At 66.3% G+C, this 19,194-nt stretch carries 14 protein-coding genes, 1 tRNA gene and 2 pseudogenes; 6 read left to right on the forward strand and 11 right to left on the reverse strand.

Going from position 1 to position 19,194, the window contains the following annotated elements:
• Nucleotides 1–30 precede the first annotated feature (30 nt).
• From SCA01S_RS04910 to dxs, 3 genes are all read left to right on the forward strand, one after another.
• On the forward strand, nt 31–3,246 hold the full coding sequence (locus SCA01S_RS04910; protein ID WP_084390775.1) for an efflux RND transporter permease subunit: 3,216 nt from the start codon (nt 31–33) through the stop codon (nt 3,244–3,246).
• A 101-nt stretch (nt 3,247–3,347) separates the two neighbouring features.
• Nucleotides 3,348–4,538, forward strand: coding sequence for a DUF445 domain-containing protein (locus SCA01S_RS04915; protein ID WP_062783713.1), 1,191 nt, complete (start codon nt 3,348–3,350; stop codon nt 4,536–4,538).
• 98 nt (nt 4,539–4,636) lie between these two features.
• Complete coding sequence (gene dxs, locus SCA01S_RS04920) at nt 4,637–6,559, forward strand: 1-deoxy-D-xylulose-5-phosphate synthase (protein WP_062783471.1); 1,923 nt, start codon at nt 4,637–4,639, stop codon at nt 6,557–6,559.
• A 43-nt stretch (nt 6,560–6,602) separates the two neighbouring features.
• On the opposite strand, the gene SCA01S_RS04925 is transcribed toward dxs, so the two are convergent.
• The 3 genes and pseudogenes from SCA01S_RS04925 to SCA01S_RS04935 all read right to left on the reverse strand — a co-directional run bounded on the left by SCA01S_RS04925 (nt 6,603) and on the right by SCA01S_RS04935 (nt 7,592).
• Nucleotides 6,603–6,689: transfer RNA gene (locus tag SCA01S_RS04925), tRNA-Leu, on the reverse strand.
• A 329-nt stretch (nt 6,690–7,018) separates the two neighbouring features.
• A pseudogene (locus SCA01S_RS04930) lies at nt 7,019–7,291 on the reverse strand (integration host factor subunit beta); the annotation flags it as partial.
• Nucleotides 7,292–7,397: 106 nt separating this feature from the next.
• Nucleotides 7,398–7,592, reverse strand: coding sequence for a hypothetical protein (locus SCA01S_RS04935; protein WP_062783473.1), 195 nt, complete (start codon nt 7,590–7,592; stop codon nt 7,398–7,400).
• A 194-nt stretch (nt 7,593–7,786) separates the two neighbouring features.
• Here SCA01S_RS04935 and SCA01S_RS04940 point away from each other — a divergent pair, with 194 nt between their 5' ends.
• From SCA01S_RS04940 to SCA01S_RS04955, 3 genes and pseudogenes are all read left to right on the forward strand, one after another.
• Nucleotides 7,787–9,586: a peptide MFS transporter gene (locus SCA01S_RS04940; protein ID WP_062783476.1), complete on the forward strand. Its 1,800-nt coding sequence runs from the start codon at nt 7,787–7,789 to the stop codon at nt 9,584–9,586.
• Between the two features lie 201 nt (nt 9,587–9,787).
• Nucleotides 9,788–10,438: pseudogene (locus SCA01S_RS04950) on the forward strand (NnrU family protein).
• Between the two features lie 39 nt (nt 10,439–10,477).
• The gene (locus tag SCA01S_RS04955) at nt 10,478–11,065 is read left to right on the forward strand and encodes a GNAT family N-acetyltransferase (protein ID WP_062783483.1); all 588 of its coding nucleotides are present in this window, start codon (nt 10,478–10,480) and stop codon (nt 11,063–11,065) included.
• A gap of 18 nt (nt 11,066–11,083) precedes the next feature.
• On the opposite strand, the gene SCA01S_RS04960 is transcribed toward SCA01S_RS04955, so the two are convergent.
• The 8 genes from SCA01S_RS04960 to SCA01S_RS04995 all read right to left on the reverse strand — a co-directional run bounded on the left by SCA01S_RS04960 (nt 11,084) and on the right by SCA01S_RS04995 (nt 19,096).
• Nucleotides 11,084–11,797 carry a ribonuclease T2 family protein gene (locus SCA01S_RS04960; RefSeq protein ID WP_062783487.1) on the reverse strand — a complete coding sequence of 238 codons (714 nt, stop codon included), beginning with the start codon at nt 11,795–11,797 and terminating at the stop codon, nt 11,084–11,086.
• Between the two features lie 16 nt (nt 11,798–11,813).
• On the reverse strand, nt 11,814–12,677 hold the full coding sequence (gene nadC, locus SCA01S_RS04965) for a carboxylating nicotinate-nucleotide diphosphorylase (protein WP_062783490.1): 864 nt from the start codon (nt 12,675–12,677) through the stop codon (nt 11,814–11,816).
• A 101-nt stretch (nt 12,678–12,778) separates the two neighbouring features.
• Nucleotides 12,779–13,576, reverse strand: a complete 798-nt coding sequence (locus SCA01S_RS04970; RefSeq protein WP_054131754.1) for a LytR/AlgR family response regulator transcription factor — start codon at nt 13,574–13,576, stop codon at nt 12,779–12,781.
• Between the two features lie 103 nt (nt 13,577–13,679).
• Nucleotides 13,680–14,858, reverse strand: coding sequence for a sensor histidine kinase (locus SCA01S_RS04975; protein ID WP_062783715.1), 1,179 nt, complete (start codon nt 14,856–14,858; stop codon nt 13,680–13,682).
• Between the two features lie 12 nt (nt 14,859–14,870).
• The gene (locus tag SCA01S_RS04980; protein WP_157088858.1) at nt 14,871–15,914 is read right to left on the reverse strand and encodes a M48 family metalloprotease; all 1,044 of its coding nucleotides are present in this window, start codon (nt 15,912–15,914) and stop codon (nt 14,871–14,873) included.
• Between the two features lie 2 nt (nt 15,915–15,916).
• Nucleotides 15,917–16,747: a DsbA family protein gene (locus SCA01S_RS04985; RefSeq protein WP_084390778.1), complete on the reverse strand. Its 831-nt coding sequence runs from the start codon at nt 16,745–16,747 to the stop codon at nt 15,917–15,919.
• A gap of 4 nt (nt 16,748–16,751) precedes the next feature.
• On the reverse strand, nt 16,752–18,065 hold the full coding sequence (locus SCA01S_RS04990; RefSeq protein WP_051146346.1) for a M48 family metalloprotease: 1,314 nt from the start codon (nt 18,063–18,065) through the stop codon (nt 16,752–16,754).
• A gap of 77 nt (nt 18,066–18,142) precedes the next feature.
• Nucleotides 18,143–19,096 (reverse strand): alpha/beta hydrolase, encoded by a 954-nt coding sequence (locus SCA01S_RS04995; protein ID WP_084390779.1) that lies wholly within the window; start codon nt 19,094–19,096, stop codon nt 18,143–18,145.
• Nucleotides 19,097–19,194 lie beyond the last annotated feature (98 nt).

The raw sequence follows: 19,194 nt of genomic DNA on the forward strand, positions 1-19,194 counted from the left end.
ACCACCCGTGATCGGACCAGGGAAACGGCCATGAACTTTCGCAATCTCTCGGCCTGGTCCATCCGCAACCCGGTCGTTCCCATCGTCCTGTTCCTGGGGCTGACCCTGGCGGGCTTGGTCTCCTTCATGCTGATGAAGGTGCAGGACCAGCCCGATATCGAGTTTCCGCTGGTGATCGTGCAGATCAGCCAGCCCGGCGCCGCGCCCACTGAAATCGAGACCCAGATCACGCAGCGGGTGGAAAGCGCCGTGCGCACCATCGCCGGGGTCGACACGATCACCTCCACCGCGTCGGAAGGCTCCAGCCAGACGATGGTGCAGTTCAAGATCGGCACCGACATCTATGGCGCGGTGGCCGAAGTGAAGAACGCGGTGGACCAGGTGCGTGGCGATCTGCCCGACGGCATCCTGGAACCGCAGGTGTTCAAGGCCGAAACCTCGTCCGATCCGATCGCCTATTGGGCGGTGTCGGCCGATGACATGACGATCGAGCAACTGTCGTGGTTCGTCGACGATACCGTGGCCAAGCGCCTGCTGGCGGTGCCCGGCATGGCCGAGGTGCATCGCGCCGGCGGCGTTACCCGCGAAATCGCCGTGACGCTCGATCCCATGCGCATGAAGTCGTTCGGCGTGACCGCGATGCAGGTCAACAATGCCCTGCGCCAGGTCAACCTCAACGCGGCGGGCGGCAAGGCCGAAGTGGCCGGCGCGCGCCAGTCGGTGCGCGTGCTCGGCAACGCGCGGTCCGCCTTCGATCTGGGGCAGACGCAGATTTCCGTGGCAGCCGGCCGGGTGATCCGCCTGTCCGATGTCGCCGACGTGCGCGACAGCTTCAGCGAAATCACCTCGATCGCCAAGTTCAACGGCAAGCCGGTCGTCACGTTCAGCATCGCCCGCGCCCGCGGCGAATCCGATGTCAGCGTCTATGACGATACGGTCAAGGAACTGGCCAAGATCTCGGCCGAGCAAGGCCACAAGATCCGCTTCACCCAGCTGTTCACCAGCGTGAACTACACCAAGCAGCAGTACCACACCTCGATGTCCTCGATGGTCGAAGGCGCGGTGCTGGCGGTGATCGTGGTGTTCTTCTTCCTGCGCGATTGGCGGGCCACGTTCGTGTCGGCCATCGCCATTCCGCTCTCGGCCATTCCCACGTTCGCTGTGATGCATCTCATGGGCTTTACGCTCAACACCATGTCGCTGCTTGCGCTGGGCCTGGTGGCGGGCGTGCTGGTGGACGATGCGATCGTGGAAATCGAGAACATCGTGCGGCATATCCGCATGGGCAAGACGCCGTTCCAGGCCGCGATCGACGCGGCCGACGAAATCGGCCTGGCGGTGGTGGCCACCACCTTCTCGATCGTGGCGGTGTTCCTGCCGGTGGGCCTGATGCCGGGCATCTCGGGCCAGTTCTTCAAGAACTTTGGCCTGACCGTAGTAGTGGCAGTGCTGTTCTCGCTGCTGGTGGCGCGCATGATCACGCCGATGGTCGCGGCCTATTTCCTCAAGCGTGACCAGCGCGACATTCCCCATGGCGAAGGCCCGTGGATGGACCGTTACATGGCGGTGCTGCGCTGGTCGCTCGATACTACGCGTGCGGCTGCCTATCGCGCGCTGCATCCGCGCCGCCGGGTGCGGGCGCGGCTGCGCGATCATCGCCTGTGGATGATGGGCATCGGCCTTGGCGCGCTGGTGCTGACGGGCGCTATGTTCGTGGTCATCCCCACGCAGTTCTTCCCCGATACCGATAGTGATTTCTCGCAGATCAACGTGGAAATGGTGCCCGGCACCACGATCGACCAGACGGCCGCCAAGGTGGATGAGGTGTACAACCTGATCCGCAACGAGCCCGAGATCGAAGTGGCGCTGGAGCGGATCACCGAGGGCAGCGGGCGCATCATCATGACGCTGCGCAAGGACCGCCCGCGCACCAGCCTGCAGTTCCAGCGCGAACTGACCCCGCGCCTGCAGCAGATCGCCGATGCGCGCGTCACGTTCCAAAGCCAGAATGGCGGCGGCGGTGGCGGCTCGGGCCGGCCGATCAGCGTGATGCTCTCGGGCTCTGATCCCGATCTCCTGCAGCGCACCGCGCAAACCCTGGTGCAGCAGATGAGCGGGCTCAAGCAACTGGTGGCGCCGCGCATCAGCGCCGACTTGCGCCGCCCGGAAATCGTCATCACCCCGCATCTTGATCTGGCCGCCTCGCTCGGCGTGACGACCCAGGCGCTCAGCCAGACGATCCGCATCGCCACCCAGGGCGAAATCGACATGAACAGCGCCAAGTTCTCGCTGTCCGATCGCCAGGTACCGATCCGGGTCAAGCTGCCGCTCGATTCCCGCCGCGATCTGTCGACCATCGAAAACCTGCCGGTGCAGACTGCGATGGGCACGTCGGTGCCGCTGGCGCGCGTTGCCAGCATCGGCTTTGGCTCGGGCCCCACCACGATCCAGCGCTACAACCAGAACCACCGCATCTTCGTGGGCGCCGATCTGCCGCCCGGCGTGGTCAAGGGCACGGCGATGGATGCCATTGCCAAGCTGCCGATCATGCAGAACCTGCCCACCGGCGTATCCAACGCCCCGGCCGGGGAAGACCGCTGGCAGCAGGAAATGCTCACCAACTTCTTCATCGCGCTCGCCACCGGCGTGCTGCTGGTGTTCTCGGTGCTGGTGCTGCTCTATCACCGCTTCGTCTCGCCGCTGGTCAACATGGGCTCGCTGTTCCTGGCGCCGCTGGGTGGGCTGATGCTGCTGGGCCTGGTTGGCCAGGCACTGAGCCTGCCGGTGTTCATCGGCGTGCTCATGCTGTTCGGCATCGTCGCCAAGAACTCGATCCTGCTGATCGACTTCGCGATCGAGGAAATGTCGACCGGCAAAGGCAAGCTGGAGGCGATTACCGAGGCCGGGCACAAGCGCGCGCAGCCGATCATCATGACCACCGTGGCGATGATCGCCGGCATGGTGCCCACTGCCATTTCGGTGGGCGGTGACGCGGGCTGGCGCGCGCCGATGGGCACGGTGGTGATCGGCGGCCTCACGCTCTCCACCCTGCTCACGCTGCTGATCGTGCCGGCCGGTTTCAGCCTGGCTGACGGCTTTGAAAAGCGGCTTGGTCCCTGGCTGGCCCGCGTGTTCCTGGCCAGCCAGCCGCGTGCCGCCGGGCATGGCGCCAAGGGCGCGCCTGGCGGCCCCGGCGGCCATGCCGATGGGAACCACACCGTGCATGAGGCATTCCCGGCGGAGTGACCATCACTCCCCGCCGTCTGGCCCGCGCTGCAAGGCCCCTGATCCCGCCCGTTGACCGGGCGCGCACCACGCGCCTTGTCGCCACCGGCCTGCTGGTGGTGATGGCCGGGCTGTTTGCCCTGGCGCGCACCATGCTGGCCGCCCCCGGCGCCGCGCCGGGCTGGGGCTATCTGCGCGCTTTTGCCGAGGCGGCGATGGTTGGCGGCCTGGCCGACTGGTTCGCCGTCACCGCGCTGTTCCGCCATCCCCTGGGCCTGCCGATCCCGCACACCGCGATCATCCCGGAAAACAAGGATCGCATCGCCGATTCCCTCGCCGGCTTCCTCCAGTCCAATTTCCTCACCCCCCAGGTGGTGGCGCGGCGCATGGCCGGGCTGGACGTGGCCGGGGCGGCCGGTTCCTTCCTGGCGGCGCCACGCCAAGGCGGGGAGCAGGGGCGCCTGGCCGCCGGTGCCGCCAGCCTGGCGGCCGATATCCTGGAATCGCTCGATCGGGAAAAGCTGGGCGGCATGGCCAAGCAGGCCTTGCGCCAGCAGATAGACCGGATCGACCTGGCGCCGCTTCTGGGCCAGATGTTGCAGGCGATGATCGCCGACGGGCGCCATCTGCCGCTGATCGAGGCGCTGCTGGCCAAGACGGCGCAGACCCTGGAAGCCAACGAGGCGCTGCTGCGCAACCTGATCCACGATCGCGCCAATGCCCTGGTGCGGCTGGTCAAGCTGGACGAGCGGCTGGCCAACACCATCCTCGATGGCATCTACAAGCTGCTGGCCGAAGCCGTGGTGCATCCCGATCACCCGCTGCGCATGAAGATCGTGGAAGGGCTGGAACAGCTTGCCCACGACCTCGTCGAAGACCCCGCCATGCGCGCCCGCGTTGAAGGCATGAAGGCCGAAGTGCTGGCCAACCCCGCGTTCACCGACTGGCTCGACGCGCTATGGGAGCGCGCGCGCGGTGGCTTGCTGGCGGCGGTGCGCGGCGGTGGCAATGGCGCGCTGTCGGGCCAGATCGGCGTGGCCCTGGCAGACCTCGGCCGGGCGCTGCAAACCGATCGGCAACTGGCGCTGCTGGTCAACCGCTTTGCCCGGCGCACGCTGGTGGGCGTGGCCAGCCGCTATGGCAGCCAGATCGTGCGGCTGGTGTCGGAAACCATCCGCCGCTGGGATGCCCGCACCGTGACCGCGCGGATCGAGGGCGCCGTGGGCCGAGATCTGCAGTTCATCCGCATCAACGGCACGCTGGTGGGCGGGCTGGTGGGCCTTGCCCTCCACGCGCTCGACATGGCGTTGTGAGGGCCAGCGACAAGGCCCAAGCTGCTGTTTCCACGCCCCTTGGTGCGAACCATAGGGGTTTTCTCGACAGCGCGCGGCAAGGGGTGTAAGGCGCGATAATGACCGAAATCCCGGCCACGCCTTTGCTCGACACCGTCGATACCCCCGCCGACCTGCGCCGCCTGGCGCCTGGTCAATTGCGCCAACTGGCCGATGAACTGCGCGCCGAGATGATCTCGGCCGTGGGGCAGACCGGCGGGCACCTTGGCTCCGGCCTGGGCGTGGTGGAACTCACCACCGCGATCCATTACGTGTTCAACACCCCCGATGACCGGTTGGTGTGGGATGTGGGCCACCAAGCCTATCCGCACAAGATCCTCACCGGGCGGCGCAGCCGCATCCGCACCCTGCGCCAGGGCGGTGGCCTTTCCGGTTTCACCAAGCGCAGCGAAAGCGAATACGATCCGTTCGGTACCGCGCACAGTTCGACCTCGATCTCGGCCGCGCTGGGCTTTGCTGTGGCCAACAAGCTGGCCGGCAAGCCGGGCAAGGCGATTGCGGTAATCGGCGATGGCGCGATGAGCGCGGGCATGGCCTACGAGGCGATGAACAACGCCGAAGCTGCCGGCAACCGCCTGATCGTGATCCTCAACGACAACGACATGTCGATTGCGCCGCCGGTGGGTGGCCTCTCGGGCTATCTCGCGCGGCTGGTATCGTCGCGCCCGTTCCTGGAACTGCGCGAACTGGCCAAGCGCCTGTCGCGCAAGCTGCCCCGCCCGCTGCACCATGCGGCCAAGAAGACCGACGAATTTGCCCGCGGCATGGCCATGGGCGGCACCCTGTTCGAGGAGCTGGGCTTTTACTATGTCGGGCCGATCGATGGGCACAACCTGGAACAGCTGATCCCGGTTCTGGAAAACGTGCGCGATGCGGCGCAAGGGCCATGCCTGGTCCACGTGGTGACGCAAAAGGGCAAGGGCTATGCCCCGGCAGAGGCTGCTGCCGACAAGTATCACGGTGTGCAGAAGTTCGACGTGATCACCGGGGAGCAGGCCAAGAGCGCGGGCGGCCCGCCCAGCTATACCAACGTTTTTGCCCAGGCCCTGATGGCCGAGGCGCAGGCCGATCCCACGGTCTGCGCAATCACCGCAGCAATGCCGTCGGGCACCGGGCTCGACAAGTTTGCCAAGACCTATCCCGATCGCCTGTTCGACGTGGGCATTGCCGAGCAGCATGCGGTAACCTTTGCTGCCGGCCTTGCCGCGCAGGGCATGCGGCCGTTCTGCGCGATTTATTCCACGTTCCTGCAGCGCGCCTATGACCAGGTCGTGCACGATGTGGCGATCCAGAACCTGCCGGTGCGCTTTGCCATCGACCGCGCGGGGCTGGTCGGCGCCGATGGCGCCACGCATGCCGGCTCGTTCGATGTGACCTATCTGGCCAGCCTGCCCAACATGGTGGTGATGGCCGCCGCCGACGAGGCGGAACTGGTTCACATGGTGCACACCGCCGCCTGTCATGACAGCGGCCCGATCGCTTTCCGCTATCCGCGCGGCAATGGCGTGGGTGTGCCGCTGCCCACCGTTCCCGAGCGGCTGGAAATCGGCAAGGGCCGCGTCGTGCGCGAGGGCAGCAAGGTGGCGATCCTCTCGCTCGGCACGCGCCTGGCCGAAGCGCTCAAGGCCGCAGATCAGCTCGATGCACGCGGGCTGTCCACCACGGTGGCCGACCTGCGCTTCGTCAAGCCGCTGGACGATGCGCTGATCCGCCGCCTTATCGCCACGCACGAAGTGGTGGTGACGATCGAGGAAGGCGCGATTGGCGGCCTAGGCGCCCATGTGCTGACCATGGCAAGCGACGAAGGGCTGACCGACAGCGGCCTCAAGATTCGCACCATGCGCCTGCCCGATGTGTTCCAGGATCACGACGCGCCCGAAAAGCAGTATGACGCGGCTGGGCTCAATGCTCCGCATATCGTCGATACCGTGCTCAAGGCACTGCGCCACAACAGCGCCGGGGTTCAGGAAGCCCGCGCCTGATCCTCAAGCCGGCCGGCGTGCCACTGTCGCATGAAGGTGATGGTGGTGCGGGCGGCCGGACTTGAACCGGCATGGGCAAAGCCCGACGGATTTTAAGTCCGTTGCGTCTAACCAATTTCGCCACGCCCGCACGGCTTGTGCGGCTATAGGCAGGTGGCCGCCGCGCGCCAAGGGGGCGGCGCGGCACCCCTGCAAAAAAGGCCCGCTGTCCCTATGCCGGGCGCGAGCCTGACTGCCTGTTAGACTTGGTAGATTTGGGGCTTGTCGCCTGGTCGCGCCGGCTGTGGTGCGTTGGCGGGATATGAATGGCAGGCAGCGCCATTGTCTCGTGCAAAAACGCTGCCTGCCCCCCCTGTAACGCTGCTACCTGCCCCTTGGCAGCAGCGTCCCTGGCGCCGTGGTGGCCCTTGGCGGGCCGCGCCGGCGCCAAACCGTATCAGCCGCGCAGGAGCACTCGGCGTTGAGCCGGATGCGCATTTCCTTGCCCGGCTTGAAATAGGGCACGCGCTTGCCCGGCACGTCGACGGATTCGCCGGTGCGCGGGTTGCGGCCCTTGCGCGCATCGCGTTCGCGCGTGGAAAAGGCGCCAAAGCCGCGCAGTTCCACCCGGCCACCGTCGGCGAGGCGCCCGGCGATTTCGTCGAAGAACACGTCAACCACGCGCTCGATCTCTTCGGCGCGAAGGCCCGGGCTGTCCTTGGCCAAAGCTTGCAGCAGTTCGGAACGTATCATGTCACTCCCCCTACGCGATGCCCCCCGGCATCGTATGAAGTCCCTTGTGCGCCGATTGACCCCCGTCGCGGCGCAAATTGCACTGTGCCAGATGTCGGACGAGTGTTCAACTTATCGAACGTTCAAAAAATGCAGGGAAATTTGCCGAAAACCGCGTCATTTGCGGCCACCAGGTGAAATTCTCTCCGGTATGGGGCTGGACCGGCGCGGCCAGTGGCGAAAAACGCATGCCGCGATGGTTTGTTTCGGTGGGGCTTGGCTTCCAGAAAGGAATATTCAGTCGCTTGCCGCTGTCGCGCATGTTCGTTGCAAAGCGGCGCGCGGTTGCAAATTGCGCCTTTCCAAACCGCGCAATCCGGGTAGTTTCCGCCGCAACCGGACTGGCTTTTCTGCAACAAGAGCCGTCCACCAGAACCGTCGATCGTCGCATATCCATCGGCCCTGCCTATTCATCGGCCCCGCCCGCCGGCAGCTTTTCACGGAGCGCATCCATTCATGACCGAGGCGAACACGCCCCTTTCATCCCTGTCGTCCACCAGTGCCCATGGTGACACCGGCTGGTTCGGCCATCCCCGCCAGTTGGCGCGGCTGTTCACCACCGAAATGTGGGAGCGCTTCGGCTTCTACGGCATGCGGGCGCTGTTGACGCTCTATCTCACCAAGCACTTCCTGTTCAGCGACAGCACCACCAACGGGCTCTACGGCGGCTTTGCCGCGCTGGTCTATCTCACCCCGCTGGTGGGCGGGCTGATCGCCGATCGCGTGCTCGGCTCCAAGCGCTCGGTCAAATACGGCGCGATCATGATGTCGCTGGGCTATTTCGTGCTGTGCTTCGGCGGGGAAACCGCCAAGCCTCATGCCGAAATCGCTGGCCAGCGCTATGACGTGGTTGCCGAAAACACCGTCGATCGTCCTACCGCCACGGGCCTGGAAAAGCGCTATGTGGTCATGGATGGCGCCAAGCTGCTGATCAAGGGCAATGCCGATGGCAGCGTGGCGCTGCTTGCGCCCGATGGCCACGTCGCCCGCACCGTGCCGGGTGACCAGTTCGCCACCAGCGGCACGCGCTCGTCGTTCTACGTGCTGCTGATGCTGCTCGGCCTGTCGCTGGTGGCGGTGGGCAACGGGTTCTTCAAGCCCAACCTCGCCACCGTGGTGGGCGAACTCTATGCGCCGGGTGACCGCCGCCGCGATGCCGGCTTCACCATCTTCTACATGGGCATCAACCTGGGATCGCTGTTCTCGCAGATCCTCTGCCCCTGGCTGGCCGATTCCGTGGGGTGGTGGGCCGGCTTCCTGTTGGCCGCGATCGGCATGGCGGTTGCCTGGATGCTGATCCAGTTCGATGGCGGGCGCCTGGCCGGTTATGGCGAGCCGCCGGTGCAGTCTGGCCGCGACCTGACGCCGTTCGTCTATGTCGGCGGCCTTGTCGCCGTGGGCGCGGTCATCCTGCTGTTCCAGAACCTGCTCGATGCCAAGCCAGTCGCTGCCGGGTCCAGCCTGCTGGCCTATGTGCTGGCGCTGCCGCTGCTGGGCAAGATCCTCTTCGCCAGTTTCCTGATCGGCGTACCCGCGATCCTGGTCTATGCCTGGCGCACCGGTAACCGGGTCGAATTCGAGATGATGGTGGCGGCCATGGTGCTGACCACGTTCAACACCGTGTTCTGGACGCTGTTCGAACAGGCCGGCTCCTCGCTCACGCTGTTTGCCGACCGCAACACGGATCTTTCGGTGTTTGGCCTGTTCAGCATTTCGGCCGGGCAGACGCAGTTCTTCAACGCGCTGTTCATCGTCACCCTGGCGCCGTTGCTGACCATCCTGTGGGGCAAGCTGGCCGCGCGCGGGCTGGAACCCTCGATCCCGGTCAAGTTCGGCGTGGCCCTGGCGGGCGTGGGCGCCGGCTTCCTGTTCCTGGTCTGGGGCACCCGCTTTGCCGGCCCCGACTTCAAGGTTTCGGTGTGGTGGCTGGCTGGCCTCTACCTGATCCACTCGGTCGCGGAACTGTGCATCTCGCCTGTCGGCATGAGCATGATCACCAAGCTGTCGCTGGCCCGCATCGTCGGCCTGATGATGGGCGTGTGGTATTTGTCGATTGCCATGGCACAATATGTCGGCGGAATCGTTGCGCAGGTTGCAAGTGTGGAAACCGTGGGGGGAGAGGTTACCAACCTCAAGCTGAGTCTTGACACCTATACCAGCGTTTTCAATGTGATCGGCTGGTTCGCGGTGGGGATTGGGGTCGTTCTTCTGCTGCTTTCGGGGGTTTTGCGCAAATTGATGCACGGGGTGCGGTAGTTCGGCGTGGCGCCGTCCTGGCGCCACTTCGGATCAATTTGTTCGGCAATGAGACATGCTTGGGGGATGCCACGCGTCTATGCTCGCCTAAGCGAGCATGGTAAACAATTGTTAGGCTAGCTTGCAGTGGCGTGGGAGCGCTGCAATGCAGCGGGTACGGAGCATGTCTTGATCGAATCACATCTACCCCTGGCCCTGGCGATGCTGTTCTTTGCCGGTTCCCACTGGGTACTCTCGCATCCCTTGCGCAAACCCGCCGTCAAGGCGCTGGGGCTGAATGGCTTTCTTGCGGTCTATTCCATCATCGCCTTGGTCGCGCTGATCCTTGTCTTGATCATGCACGATCGCGCGCCCGATGGGCCAATGCTGTGGAACGGCTATGCCGTCCTGCCCTGACTGGCTGGCTCGCTGCTCAGCTTTACCGCCACGGCGCTGTTGCTGGCTTCATTCTCGCGCAATCCGGCGCTGGCCCCGCGCAACATGAACGGGCTGTCCACCGCGCTGCCCCAGGGCGTGTTCCGCGTGACCCGCCATCCGATGATGTTTGCCATCGCGCTGTGGGGCATTTCGCATCTGATCGTGGCGCCCAGCCTGCGTTCGCTGCTGCTCAACGGCGGCCTGGCATTGATGGCGGTGGGCGGTGCACGCACCCAGGATGCCAAGTTCCAGGCGCTCTATGACAAGGAATGGCGCATCTGGTCGCGCCGCTCGCCGTTCTGGCCCGATCTGCGCAACCTGGGCCAGCTCGGCTGGGCCTGGGGCGGGGCGTTGATCCTGTGGGGGCTGATCACGGCGTTGCACTGGCTGCTGGCTGGCATTCCCGCTGGGCCCTGGCGCTTTTTCGAAAGCTGATCGGCTTGCATCGCCGCGGAAATCGGGCAGGTTTCGGGAATGGAACCTGTGACCGTCTCCGCGCCCGCCCAGCAGTCTGCCTTGCAGCCCGCCCTTTTGACCGAGCGTCTCGCGCTGTGGCATCCTCACCCGCGCGATCATGCCGGGCTGGTCGATCTGCTTGCCCCTGAGGACGTGCGTCGGCACCTTGGCAACCGCCCCACCAGCGTGACCGAGGAATTCCAGCGCCTGCTGCGCAATGCCGGCTCATGGGCGCTCTACGGCTATGGCATCTTCACCTGCCGCCGCCGCGATGATGATGCCGTGATCGGCATTGCCGGCGTGTTCCATTCCTGGCGCGGCTTTGGCCAGGGGCTGGACGATGTGCCCGAAGCCGGCTGGATATTTGCCCCATCCTGCTGGGGCCAGGGCCTGGCGCGCGAGGCGATGACGGCCGTGCTCGACTGGTTCGATGCTGCCCATGCCACGCCACAGGGCCCGCGCCGCGTGGCCTGCATGATCGATGGCGACAATGCGCCCTCGCTCGCGCTGGCAGCCCGCCTGGGCTTTACCGCCTATGCCGAACACGCCGACGGCACGCGTGATGTGCCGCTGGTGCTGCTGGAGCGTGGCGAGGGCAACGGATAGGCCACCGCTGCCCTGCCTTCAGCGCTTGCGCTGCCAGATCCGCAACAGGCTGCCATCGTCCAGGCCCAGGCCGTCGCAGGTCTTGGGCCGATCGGCCTGGTCGGCACAGAGCTGCACTTCCTGCAGCCAGCCGCCGGGGCTGGCGCTGATGCGGATCGACTGCGGGGTGAGGCCAGGATTGCGGCTGATGAACGCACGGCGCAGGTCGCCTGCGGTCAGCACGCGGCGGCGGGCCAGGCTGTCCATGTCGGGCAGATGCAGCGCGGCCATGCGCCGCGCCCCTTGTGCAAAATAAGCCTCTGGCGTGGGGGCCATGCAGGCGCCATGCTTGGCCCATTCGTGGGCGAGCAGGCGGGCCGAGGGCGTCATGCACATGGCGCGGCGCAGGGTTTCGGCGCTGGGCACCGTGGCGGGGCACCACTGCGGCCACTGCCCGGGCAGGCCATCGGCCCACAACCCGTGCAGCACGAAGCCGAAATGGCCCAGGCTGCCGTCGCACTGCGTGCCGCCGATGGCGTCACCCGTGTGGTTGCGGCAGAACTGCGGCGACCATGACAGCGCCAGCGTGGTGCCGATCATCGGCCCGGTGCGGCGCGGGCCATCGGGGGCGGGCAGCGGTTCAGGATCGATGCGCGGTGGCAGGCGGCAAGCCGGCGCCTCTGCCGCCAGGGCAGCAACGGGCAGCGCCAGCGCGGCAAGCGGCAGGGCAAGAGCAGCGAGCAGGGGCTTCATCGGCGTCACCTTGGCGTTACAGCGGCGAGAAATCGAGGCCGATATCGGCCGCCGGGGCGCTTTGCGTCAGCCGGCCGACCGAAACGTAATCCACCCCCGATGCGGCGATCGCGGCGATGGTGTCGAGCCGCACCCCGCCAGAGGCTTCGGTCGGCACGCGCCCGGCCACCAGCGCCACGGCCTGGCGCAGCATGTCTGGCCCCATGTTGTCGAGCAGCAGGCGCGTCGCCCCCGCCGCCAGCGCCGGTTCGATCTGGTCGAGGTGGTCCACCTCGCAGATCACGTCGGCCACGCCGGCGGCCAAGGCGCGGCGCACCGCTTCGGCCACGCCGCCGGCCACCAGCACATGGTTGTCCTTGATCATCGCCGCATCCCACAGGCCCATGCGGTGGTTGTGCCCGCCGCCGGTGCGCACGGCATATTTTTCCAGGTGGCGAAAGCCGGGGATGGTCTTGCGCGTATCGAGCAGGCGCGCCCGCGTCTGCCCCATGGCATCGACATACTGCCGCGTCAGCGTGGCCACCCCAGAAAGGTGCTGCACGGTATTGAGCGCAGAGCGTTCCGCCGTCAGCATGGCGCGGGCATTGCCGGCCAGGCACATCAGCGCCGTGCCCGGTTCCACGCGGGTGCCTTCGTCCACCAGGATGGTAATATCGACCGCTGGATCGAGCGCGCGAAAGAACGCCGCCGCAATCGGCAGTCCGCACACCGTGATGGCATCGCGGCTGTCCATCACCCCGGCAAAGCGCGCCTCGGCCGGGATCACGCTTTCGCTGGTGACATCATGACCGCCGCCCGGCAGCCCCACGCCCAGATCTTCCTCAAGCGTGGCGCGGACAAAAGCGGCGAGGTCGAAACCCGGAATGGCAAAATCGGTCATGACGCGGCTTTACCGACTGGGCGCGGAGGTGCCAATCGGAATTGGCCAATCGGGCACGCGGGACGTGCCGGGCTGGCGCTTGGCACAGCCCGGCATTGCCGTCAGTGGACGAAGCGGGCCACCACGTCGCGATAGGACCGGCTCACCTTCACCTCGGCGCCGGATTCCAGCACCAGGAAGCATTCGCCATTGGTATGCGGGCGCACCTGGCGCACCTGATCGAGGTTGACGATCTTGGAGCGGTGGACACGCTGGAACACGCGCGGGTCGAGCCGGCGTTCGAGATCCTTCATCGTTTCGCGCAGGATCAGCGAATTGTCGCCGGTGTAGATGCACATATAGTCGCCGGCAGCCTCGATGCGCTCGATCGTGTCCACGTCGACGCGGAAGATCTGGCCGCGATCCTTGATGTTGATCAGCTTTTCAAAACGGCCTGCGGCCACTTCGCCATCGTCTTCCAGTTCGGGCATGGCGTCGGGCGCCACTTCGGCCAGCACGTTCTTGAGCTTTTCCACTTCCTCCAGCCCGCGCTTTTCGGCCATGCGCGTGCGCGCCCGGTCAAGCGCATCGGCCAGGCGGTCTTCCTCCACCGGCTTGAGCAGGTAGTCCACGGCATTCGCCTCGAACGCCTTGAGCGCGTGTTCGGAATAGGCGGTGACGAAGACGAAGAGCGGCGGATCGATTTCCATCACTCCCTTGACCACGCTGAACCCGTCGAAGCCGGGCATCTGGATATCGAGAAAGACCAGGTCGGGCTTTTCGGTCTTGATCTTGCGGATCGCCTCGCGTCCGTTGGAACAGGTGTCGATCACCTCGACATCGGGGAAGGCCTGGAGACGCAGCTGGAGGCCCTGGATGGCGAGTTTCTCGTCGTCGACGAGGATCGTGCGGATGGTCATTTGCTACCTTTGCCTGGAGCGTCTGCCCTGTTGTGGTTTTTTTGCCCCCGCGTGACAAATGCGACAAGCCCGAAAAGTTCCCGAGGCATGCCCACCTGCGTCGTCATGCCCGTGCCAGCCGGTTGCCCGGTTGGGCGAGCGTGGCGGGCTCCTCCTTTGCCTCGAACGGCAGTTCGATGGTCACGGCAAAGCCACCTTCGGGGCGGTTGCCCACCTCGAAGCGTTGCTGGCTGCCATAGGCCTGCGCCAGGCGATCACGAATGTTGGGCAGGCCTACGCCCGTGGAAACCGGGTATCCCGGCGTAGAAGGGCTATCGGCAGAGTCGGTTTGCACACCGAACAGCGTTGATGGATCGGTGCCTGCTGGCAAGCCCGGCCCGGTGTCCGACACGGTGACCCGCAGCATGGGGCCGACGAGTTGCGCCGCGATGGTGATCTGGGCGCCGTCTTCCAGCGCGCTGACCGCATACTTGATGGCGTTTTCCACCAGTGGCTGCAGCAGCAGCGAGGGCATCAGCGCCGACCGCGCAGCGTCATCGATGCGAAACTCGGTCCGCAGCCGCTCTTCAAAGCGCATCAACTCGATATCGAGGTAGAGCTTGAGCGTCTCGACCTCCTGCGCCACCGTCACCCGGCCGGTCGGCTCGTTGATCAGGGTATAGCGTAGGAAGGCAGAAAGCCGGGTCAGCATGGCATTGGCCGGCTCTGTCTGCTTGAGCAGTACCAGCGTGGAAATCGAATTGAGCGTGTTGAACAGGAAATGCGGGTTGAGCTGGTAACGCAGCATGGCCAGCTGGGCTGACGTCGCCTGCGCCTCGAGATAGAGCAACTGGTCGTTCTGCTCTTCCACCTGGATATAGAAGTTGATCGCGTAATAGAGCGCGGACCATGCCCCCAGCAGGGTGAGGTCGATATAGAACACGCCCAGGAACAGCTGGGCAAAGCCGGCGTCGCTGCCGGGGCGATAGAGGCTGATTACCCAGGCATCGATGAAGGCATAGAGCCCCACGGCCACGGCCAGGACCAGCGCGGTGGCACCCCAGGTGATGATCGGGCGCCGGTTGATCAGCGCGCGATAGATCACCGAGAGGATCGACGAGATCGAAAAGCCGGTGATCGAGGCGATCAGCACGATCAGCAGGAACGACCAGGGCTGGGCATTGGCCAGGCTGGACATGGCGCGCAGCAGCATGGCGCCGCCCCAGCCAACGAACTGGAGCCGCCAGAAGGCGCGGTTCTTGTTGCCGAAGAACGGCGTGGGGCGAAGCGGCAGCATGGCCATGACCATCGCGTTCTAGCGCCTTGGCGCGCCGGGCGCCATGGGTGCCTTGTCCACAGCACCGGCCGGTTGGGGCATCGCCGGTTGCGGCATCGGCGGGGCGCCATCCTCGCGGCGGAACAGGCGTGGCCAATCGGCCTTGACGCCATGGTGGGTGGCGGCCTGCATCGTCGCGATCTCTGCCGCCATGGTACGCACGCGGGTGCGCCAGCTGCCATGATCGGGTGAGGCGAAGAACAGGATTTCATAGCGCGGGCCGATGCGCCGCATCCATGCCATGGCGGCGGCCGGATCATAGCCGGCGTTCTGCAGCAGCCACACCGATAGCCGATCGGCCTCGCGCTCGGTCTTGCGGGCGCTGCCGCCGTGTTCCAGCCAGGTCTGGTGATCGAGCACGGCATGGGCCAGTTCGTGCGCGGTCAGCGCGGCGATCTCGGCCTCGTCCCACTTGGCCACTTCGGCCATGGGCCGGCCGATGCGCACCGTATCGCGGTTGGCGCCGGCATTGCCCTTGCTGTCATCCATCAGGAAGCGCACCTGGCACACCGGCTCGCCGACGATCGTCAGGCGCTGCCCGCCGGCGAGGTCCAGCGTGACCCGGCCATCGCGCGCGGCATCGCGTTCAAGCGCATCCTGCAGCGCAAACAGCCGGTCCCACTTGCCTTGGCGTGGCACCGGCAGGCTCGATACCGCCAGCGCATCGACACTCTCCACCGTGGCATTGAGGGGCAGGCCCGCGCGTGCCGCCGGGCCATCGCTTGCCATCGCGCCCACGCCAATATCGCCGGCGAGGCCATAGACCTGCCGCGCCAGCGCCGGATCATCGAACGTGCGCACATCCTGCAGCATCACGCCGATGCCCGGCGCCACGCGCGCGCAATAGGGCGCATTGGCGCGAGCCAGCTTCCAGCCAATGCTCTGCACCGTCACGTCATTGCGCTGGATCTCGTCAACCGGCTGCAGCGGAACAGGCTTGGCCATAGTGGGTTGGGCCAGCGCGGGCTGCGCCGTGGCGATGGCAAGCAGCAGCGGCACCAGGCCGGCTGCCTGGCGCCTCATCGTCATGCGCCTTGCGCCTTGTCGCCGCTGCGCGCGGCATCGATCGCCTGTTGCAGCCGTTCCTTGCCCACCGCACCGCTCAGCAACTGGTCGCCGGCCACCCAGGCGGGCGTGCCGCTCACGCCCAGCTGGCGCGCGAGATCGAGATTGCGCTGCAGTTCCTTCATCGTGCCCGGCTGCGCGGCAAAGGCAGTCGCTGCCGTGGTATCGAGGCCGGCCTTGCCGGCGGCTGCGGTGATGCTTTCCGGGCTGGGCCGCTCGCCGCTGAACATCGCCTTGTGGAACTGCGGATATTTGCCTTGCGCGGCAGCCGCCAGGCCCATGCGCGCGGCCGGCACGCTCTGCGCCGAAATGATCGGCAACTCGCGCACCACGACCTTGAGATCGGGATTGGCGGCCACCAGCGCTTCCACGTCAGCCACGCTGCCGCGGCAATAGGTGCAGGCAAAGTCGGTGAATTCCACCAGCGTCACGCGGCCCTGCGGGTTGCCGAGCACGGCGCCGGGAAACGGCGTTTCCAGCGCGCCGCGCAAGGGCGCCACGCGGCTCGATGCCTCGCGCGCTTCCAGCCTGGCGGCGGCATCGCTGAGGATTTCGGGATGATCGAGCAAGGTCTGGCGCACCAGCCCTTCGAGCGCCTTGCGTTCCTTGCCGTCGATGCCGGCATCGGCCAGGGCCTTGGTCAGCTGCGCTTCGTCAAGCTGGGCCGTTTCCGTCTGGGCCACGGCATCACGGTGGCGGCTCGAGGCCACCCACCAGGCGAGGGCGGCAGCCACGGCTGCCACCAGGACCAGCAGAACCACGAACGAACGGCGTTGGGCAGGCGCTGTCATCGGCTTACTTCTTCTTCCTTTGCCGTTCCATCATCGCCTGGGCCGACATGGCAATATCCTGCGCGCGCAGCCAGTCGGGCGTGCCCTTGGGCAGGCCGTCCTCGGCCGCCTGGGCGCTGCGTGCTGCCTCGGGCAACTGCATCTGCATCAACTGCTGCTCGGCACTGGCCAGGCGGGCACGGGGGGTATCCCCTTCGGCTTCGTAGACCACGCCAAGCTGATACCATGCAAACGGATTTTCGCGGTCCTTGGCCACCGCCGCCTTGAGCACGCGCTCCGCCTCGGCAAAGTTGGCCTTGTCCTCGGTGGCGAGCAGGGCGTGGCCGAAGGTGGTGGCGATCAACGGGTTGTTGCCAGTCAACTGCGTGGCACGGCGCAGGGGCGGGATGGCATCGGCTGGCTGGCCGGATTCGAGCAGCACCTGGCCCTTGAGTTCCAGCGCATAGGGATCATCGGGCAGTTGCTTGAGCATGGCGTCCACTTCGGCCAGCGCTTTGTCCATCAGCGCTTCCTTGTGATAGGCATAGGCACGGGCATAGTGGGCCGGGGCATCCTGCAGGTAATCGGGAAAGGCGCGCAGCGTGTCCTGCGGCTCGGCCAGGTAGCCATAGAGCTTGGCCTTCACGCGCAGGAAGCGGGCCTGCAGCTGCGGGTCCATCGGCGTGTTCCAGGCCGGATCGTGCTCGTAGACATCCTGAAGATAGGTCAGGCGGTCGGCCGTCATCGGGTGGGTGGAATAGAACTCCGCATCGGCATTGCGGGTAAAGCCATAGCGGAATTCCTGATTCTGCAGCTTCTTGAAGAAATCCAGCGACCCGCGCCCGGAAATCCCCGCCTTGGACAGGAACTGCGCACCGGCAGCATCGGCTTGCGATTCCTGCGCGCGGCTGAAGGAGAGGTAGCTGCCCAGCGCCGCCTGCTGCCCCGCCATGAACACGCCCAGGCCCGCGTCAGCCGAACCGGCGGCAGCTGCGAGGCCACCGAGCAGCAGCGACAGCAGGGTGATGCCGGTGGCCGGCTTTGAACCTGCCGTGCTGATCACGTGGCCGCCGGTGATGTGGCCCAATTCGTGCGCCACCACGCCTTGCACTTCGTTGATATTGTCGGCCGCGCCCAGCAGCCCGGAATGGATATAGACCGCCTGACCGCCAGCCACGAAGGCGTTGATCGAACCATCGTTGAGCAGGATGATATCGACATTGCGCGGATCGAGCCCGGCCGCCTTGATCAGCGGGGCCGACATGTCGCGGAACAGCGCTTCGGTCTCCGCGTCGCGCAGCACCTCTTGCGCCATGACCGGTTGCACGGTCAGCGCCATGGCCACGACGACCGAACACAGCGCAGCCAAGGGTCGGCGCAGACGGGAGGAAATGAGGGCGGGCTTCACGATACCGGTTATTGTGGCGCGGAATGAACCGATGGTGAAGCGCAAACCGTGGTGATGAACGCGGTTACCGCTGCAAGCGGCCGTGCCTCGCGCGCGAAGGGGCGGGCAAAGGCCATGATCATCCGCTCGTGATCGATCCCGTCGAGCACCTGCGCCTGCGTCGGCTGGCCGGCTGCGGTCATTGCGGCGGCCAGGGCCAGGCTGTTGCGCGGGCGCACGCGGGTGTCCTGCGCGCCGTGCAGCAGCAGCAGCGGCGGCGCGCCGGTGCGGGCATGGGTGATCGGCTGAGTCTGCGCCAGATCGGCGCAGTGGCCGAACGTGGCGATCGAGGCGGGATCGTCCAGCGGCAGGAAATCCGCCGGGGTGGAAAGGCCGATCACCCCCGCCAGGGCATCGGCATCAAGCCCTTCGTCGGCCATCCAGCGCTTGTCCAGCGCCAGGGCCAGCGCGTTGTAGGCGCCCGCCGAATGGCCCATCAGCACGACGCGGGCCGGATCGCCGCCCAGCGCGCCGATGTGATCAGCCACCCAGCGCAGCGCGCGGGCACCATCGGCCAACATGATCGGCCAGCGGCCCTGTGGCAGCAGGCGATACCCCGCCAGCACGACCAGGCAGCTTTCGGGCGCCATTGCGCCGATCAGGCTGCGCGCCATGAAGCGATAGTCTTGCGGCCGGCCGCTGTCCCAGGCGCCGCCGTGGATGAAGACCACCACGGGCAGCCGGGCATCGGACGCGGTGCCGGGCGGGGCATAGACTTCCAGGCGCTGCTGCGGATCGGGGCCAAAGCGGGCCTGCGCCTGGCAGGCGATGCCACTGCGGCCGCCGCGCAGCGCCAGGTCTGCGGAGTCGAGCAGGGCCACCGGGTTGCGGGCCAGGGCGCGGCGATAAAGGGCGTGGCCGACCAGGCCAATCGTTGCCCAGCCCAGCAAGCCTGAGCCAACGAACCATCGAGAGAATTTCATCGTTTGTGCAAACTCCCCCACGCCGATGGCGGTTCCCGTCCGATGGCACTGCCCGGGCGGGCCCACAACAGGAAAAGGGCCGCCCGGTTTCCCAAGCG

This window comes from Novosphingobium capsulatum NBRC 12533 (assembly GCF_001598375.1).
Classification (GTDB): domain Bacteria; phylum Pseudomonadota; class Alphaproteobacteria; order Sphingomonadales; family Sphingomonadaceae; genus Novosphingobium; species Novosphingobium capsulatum.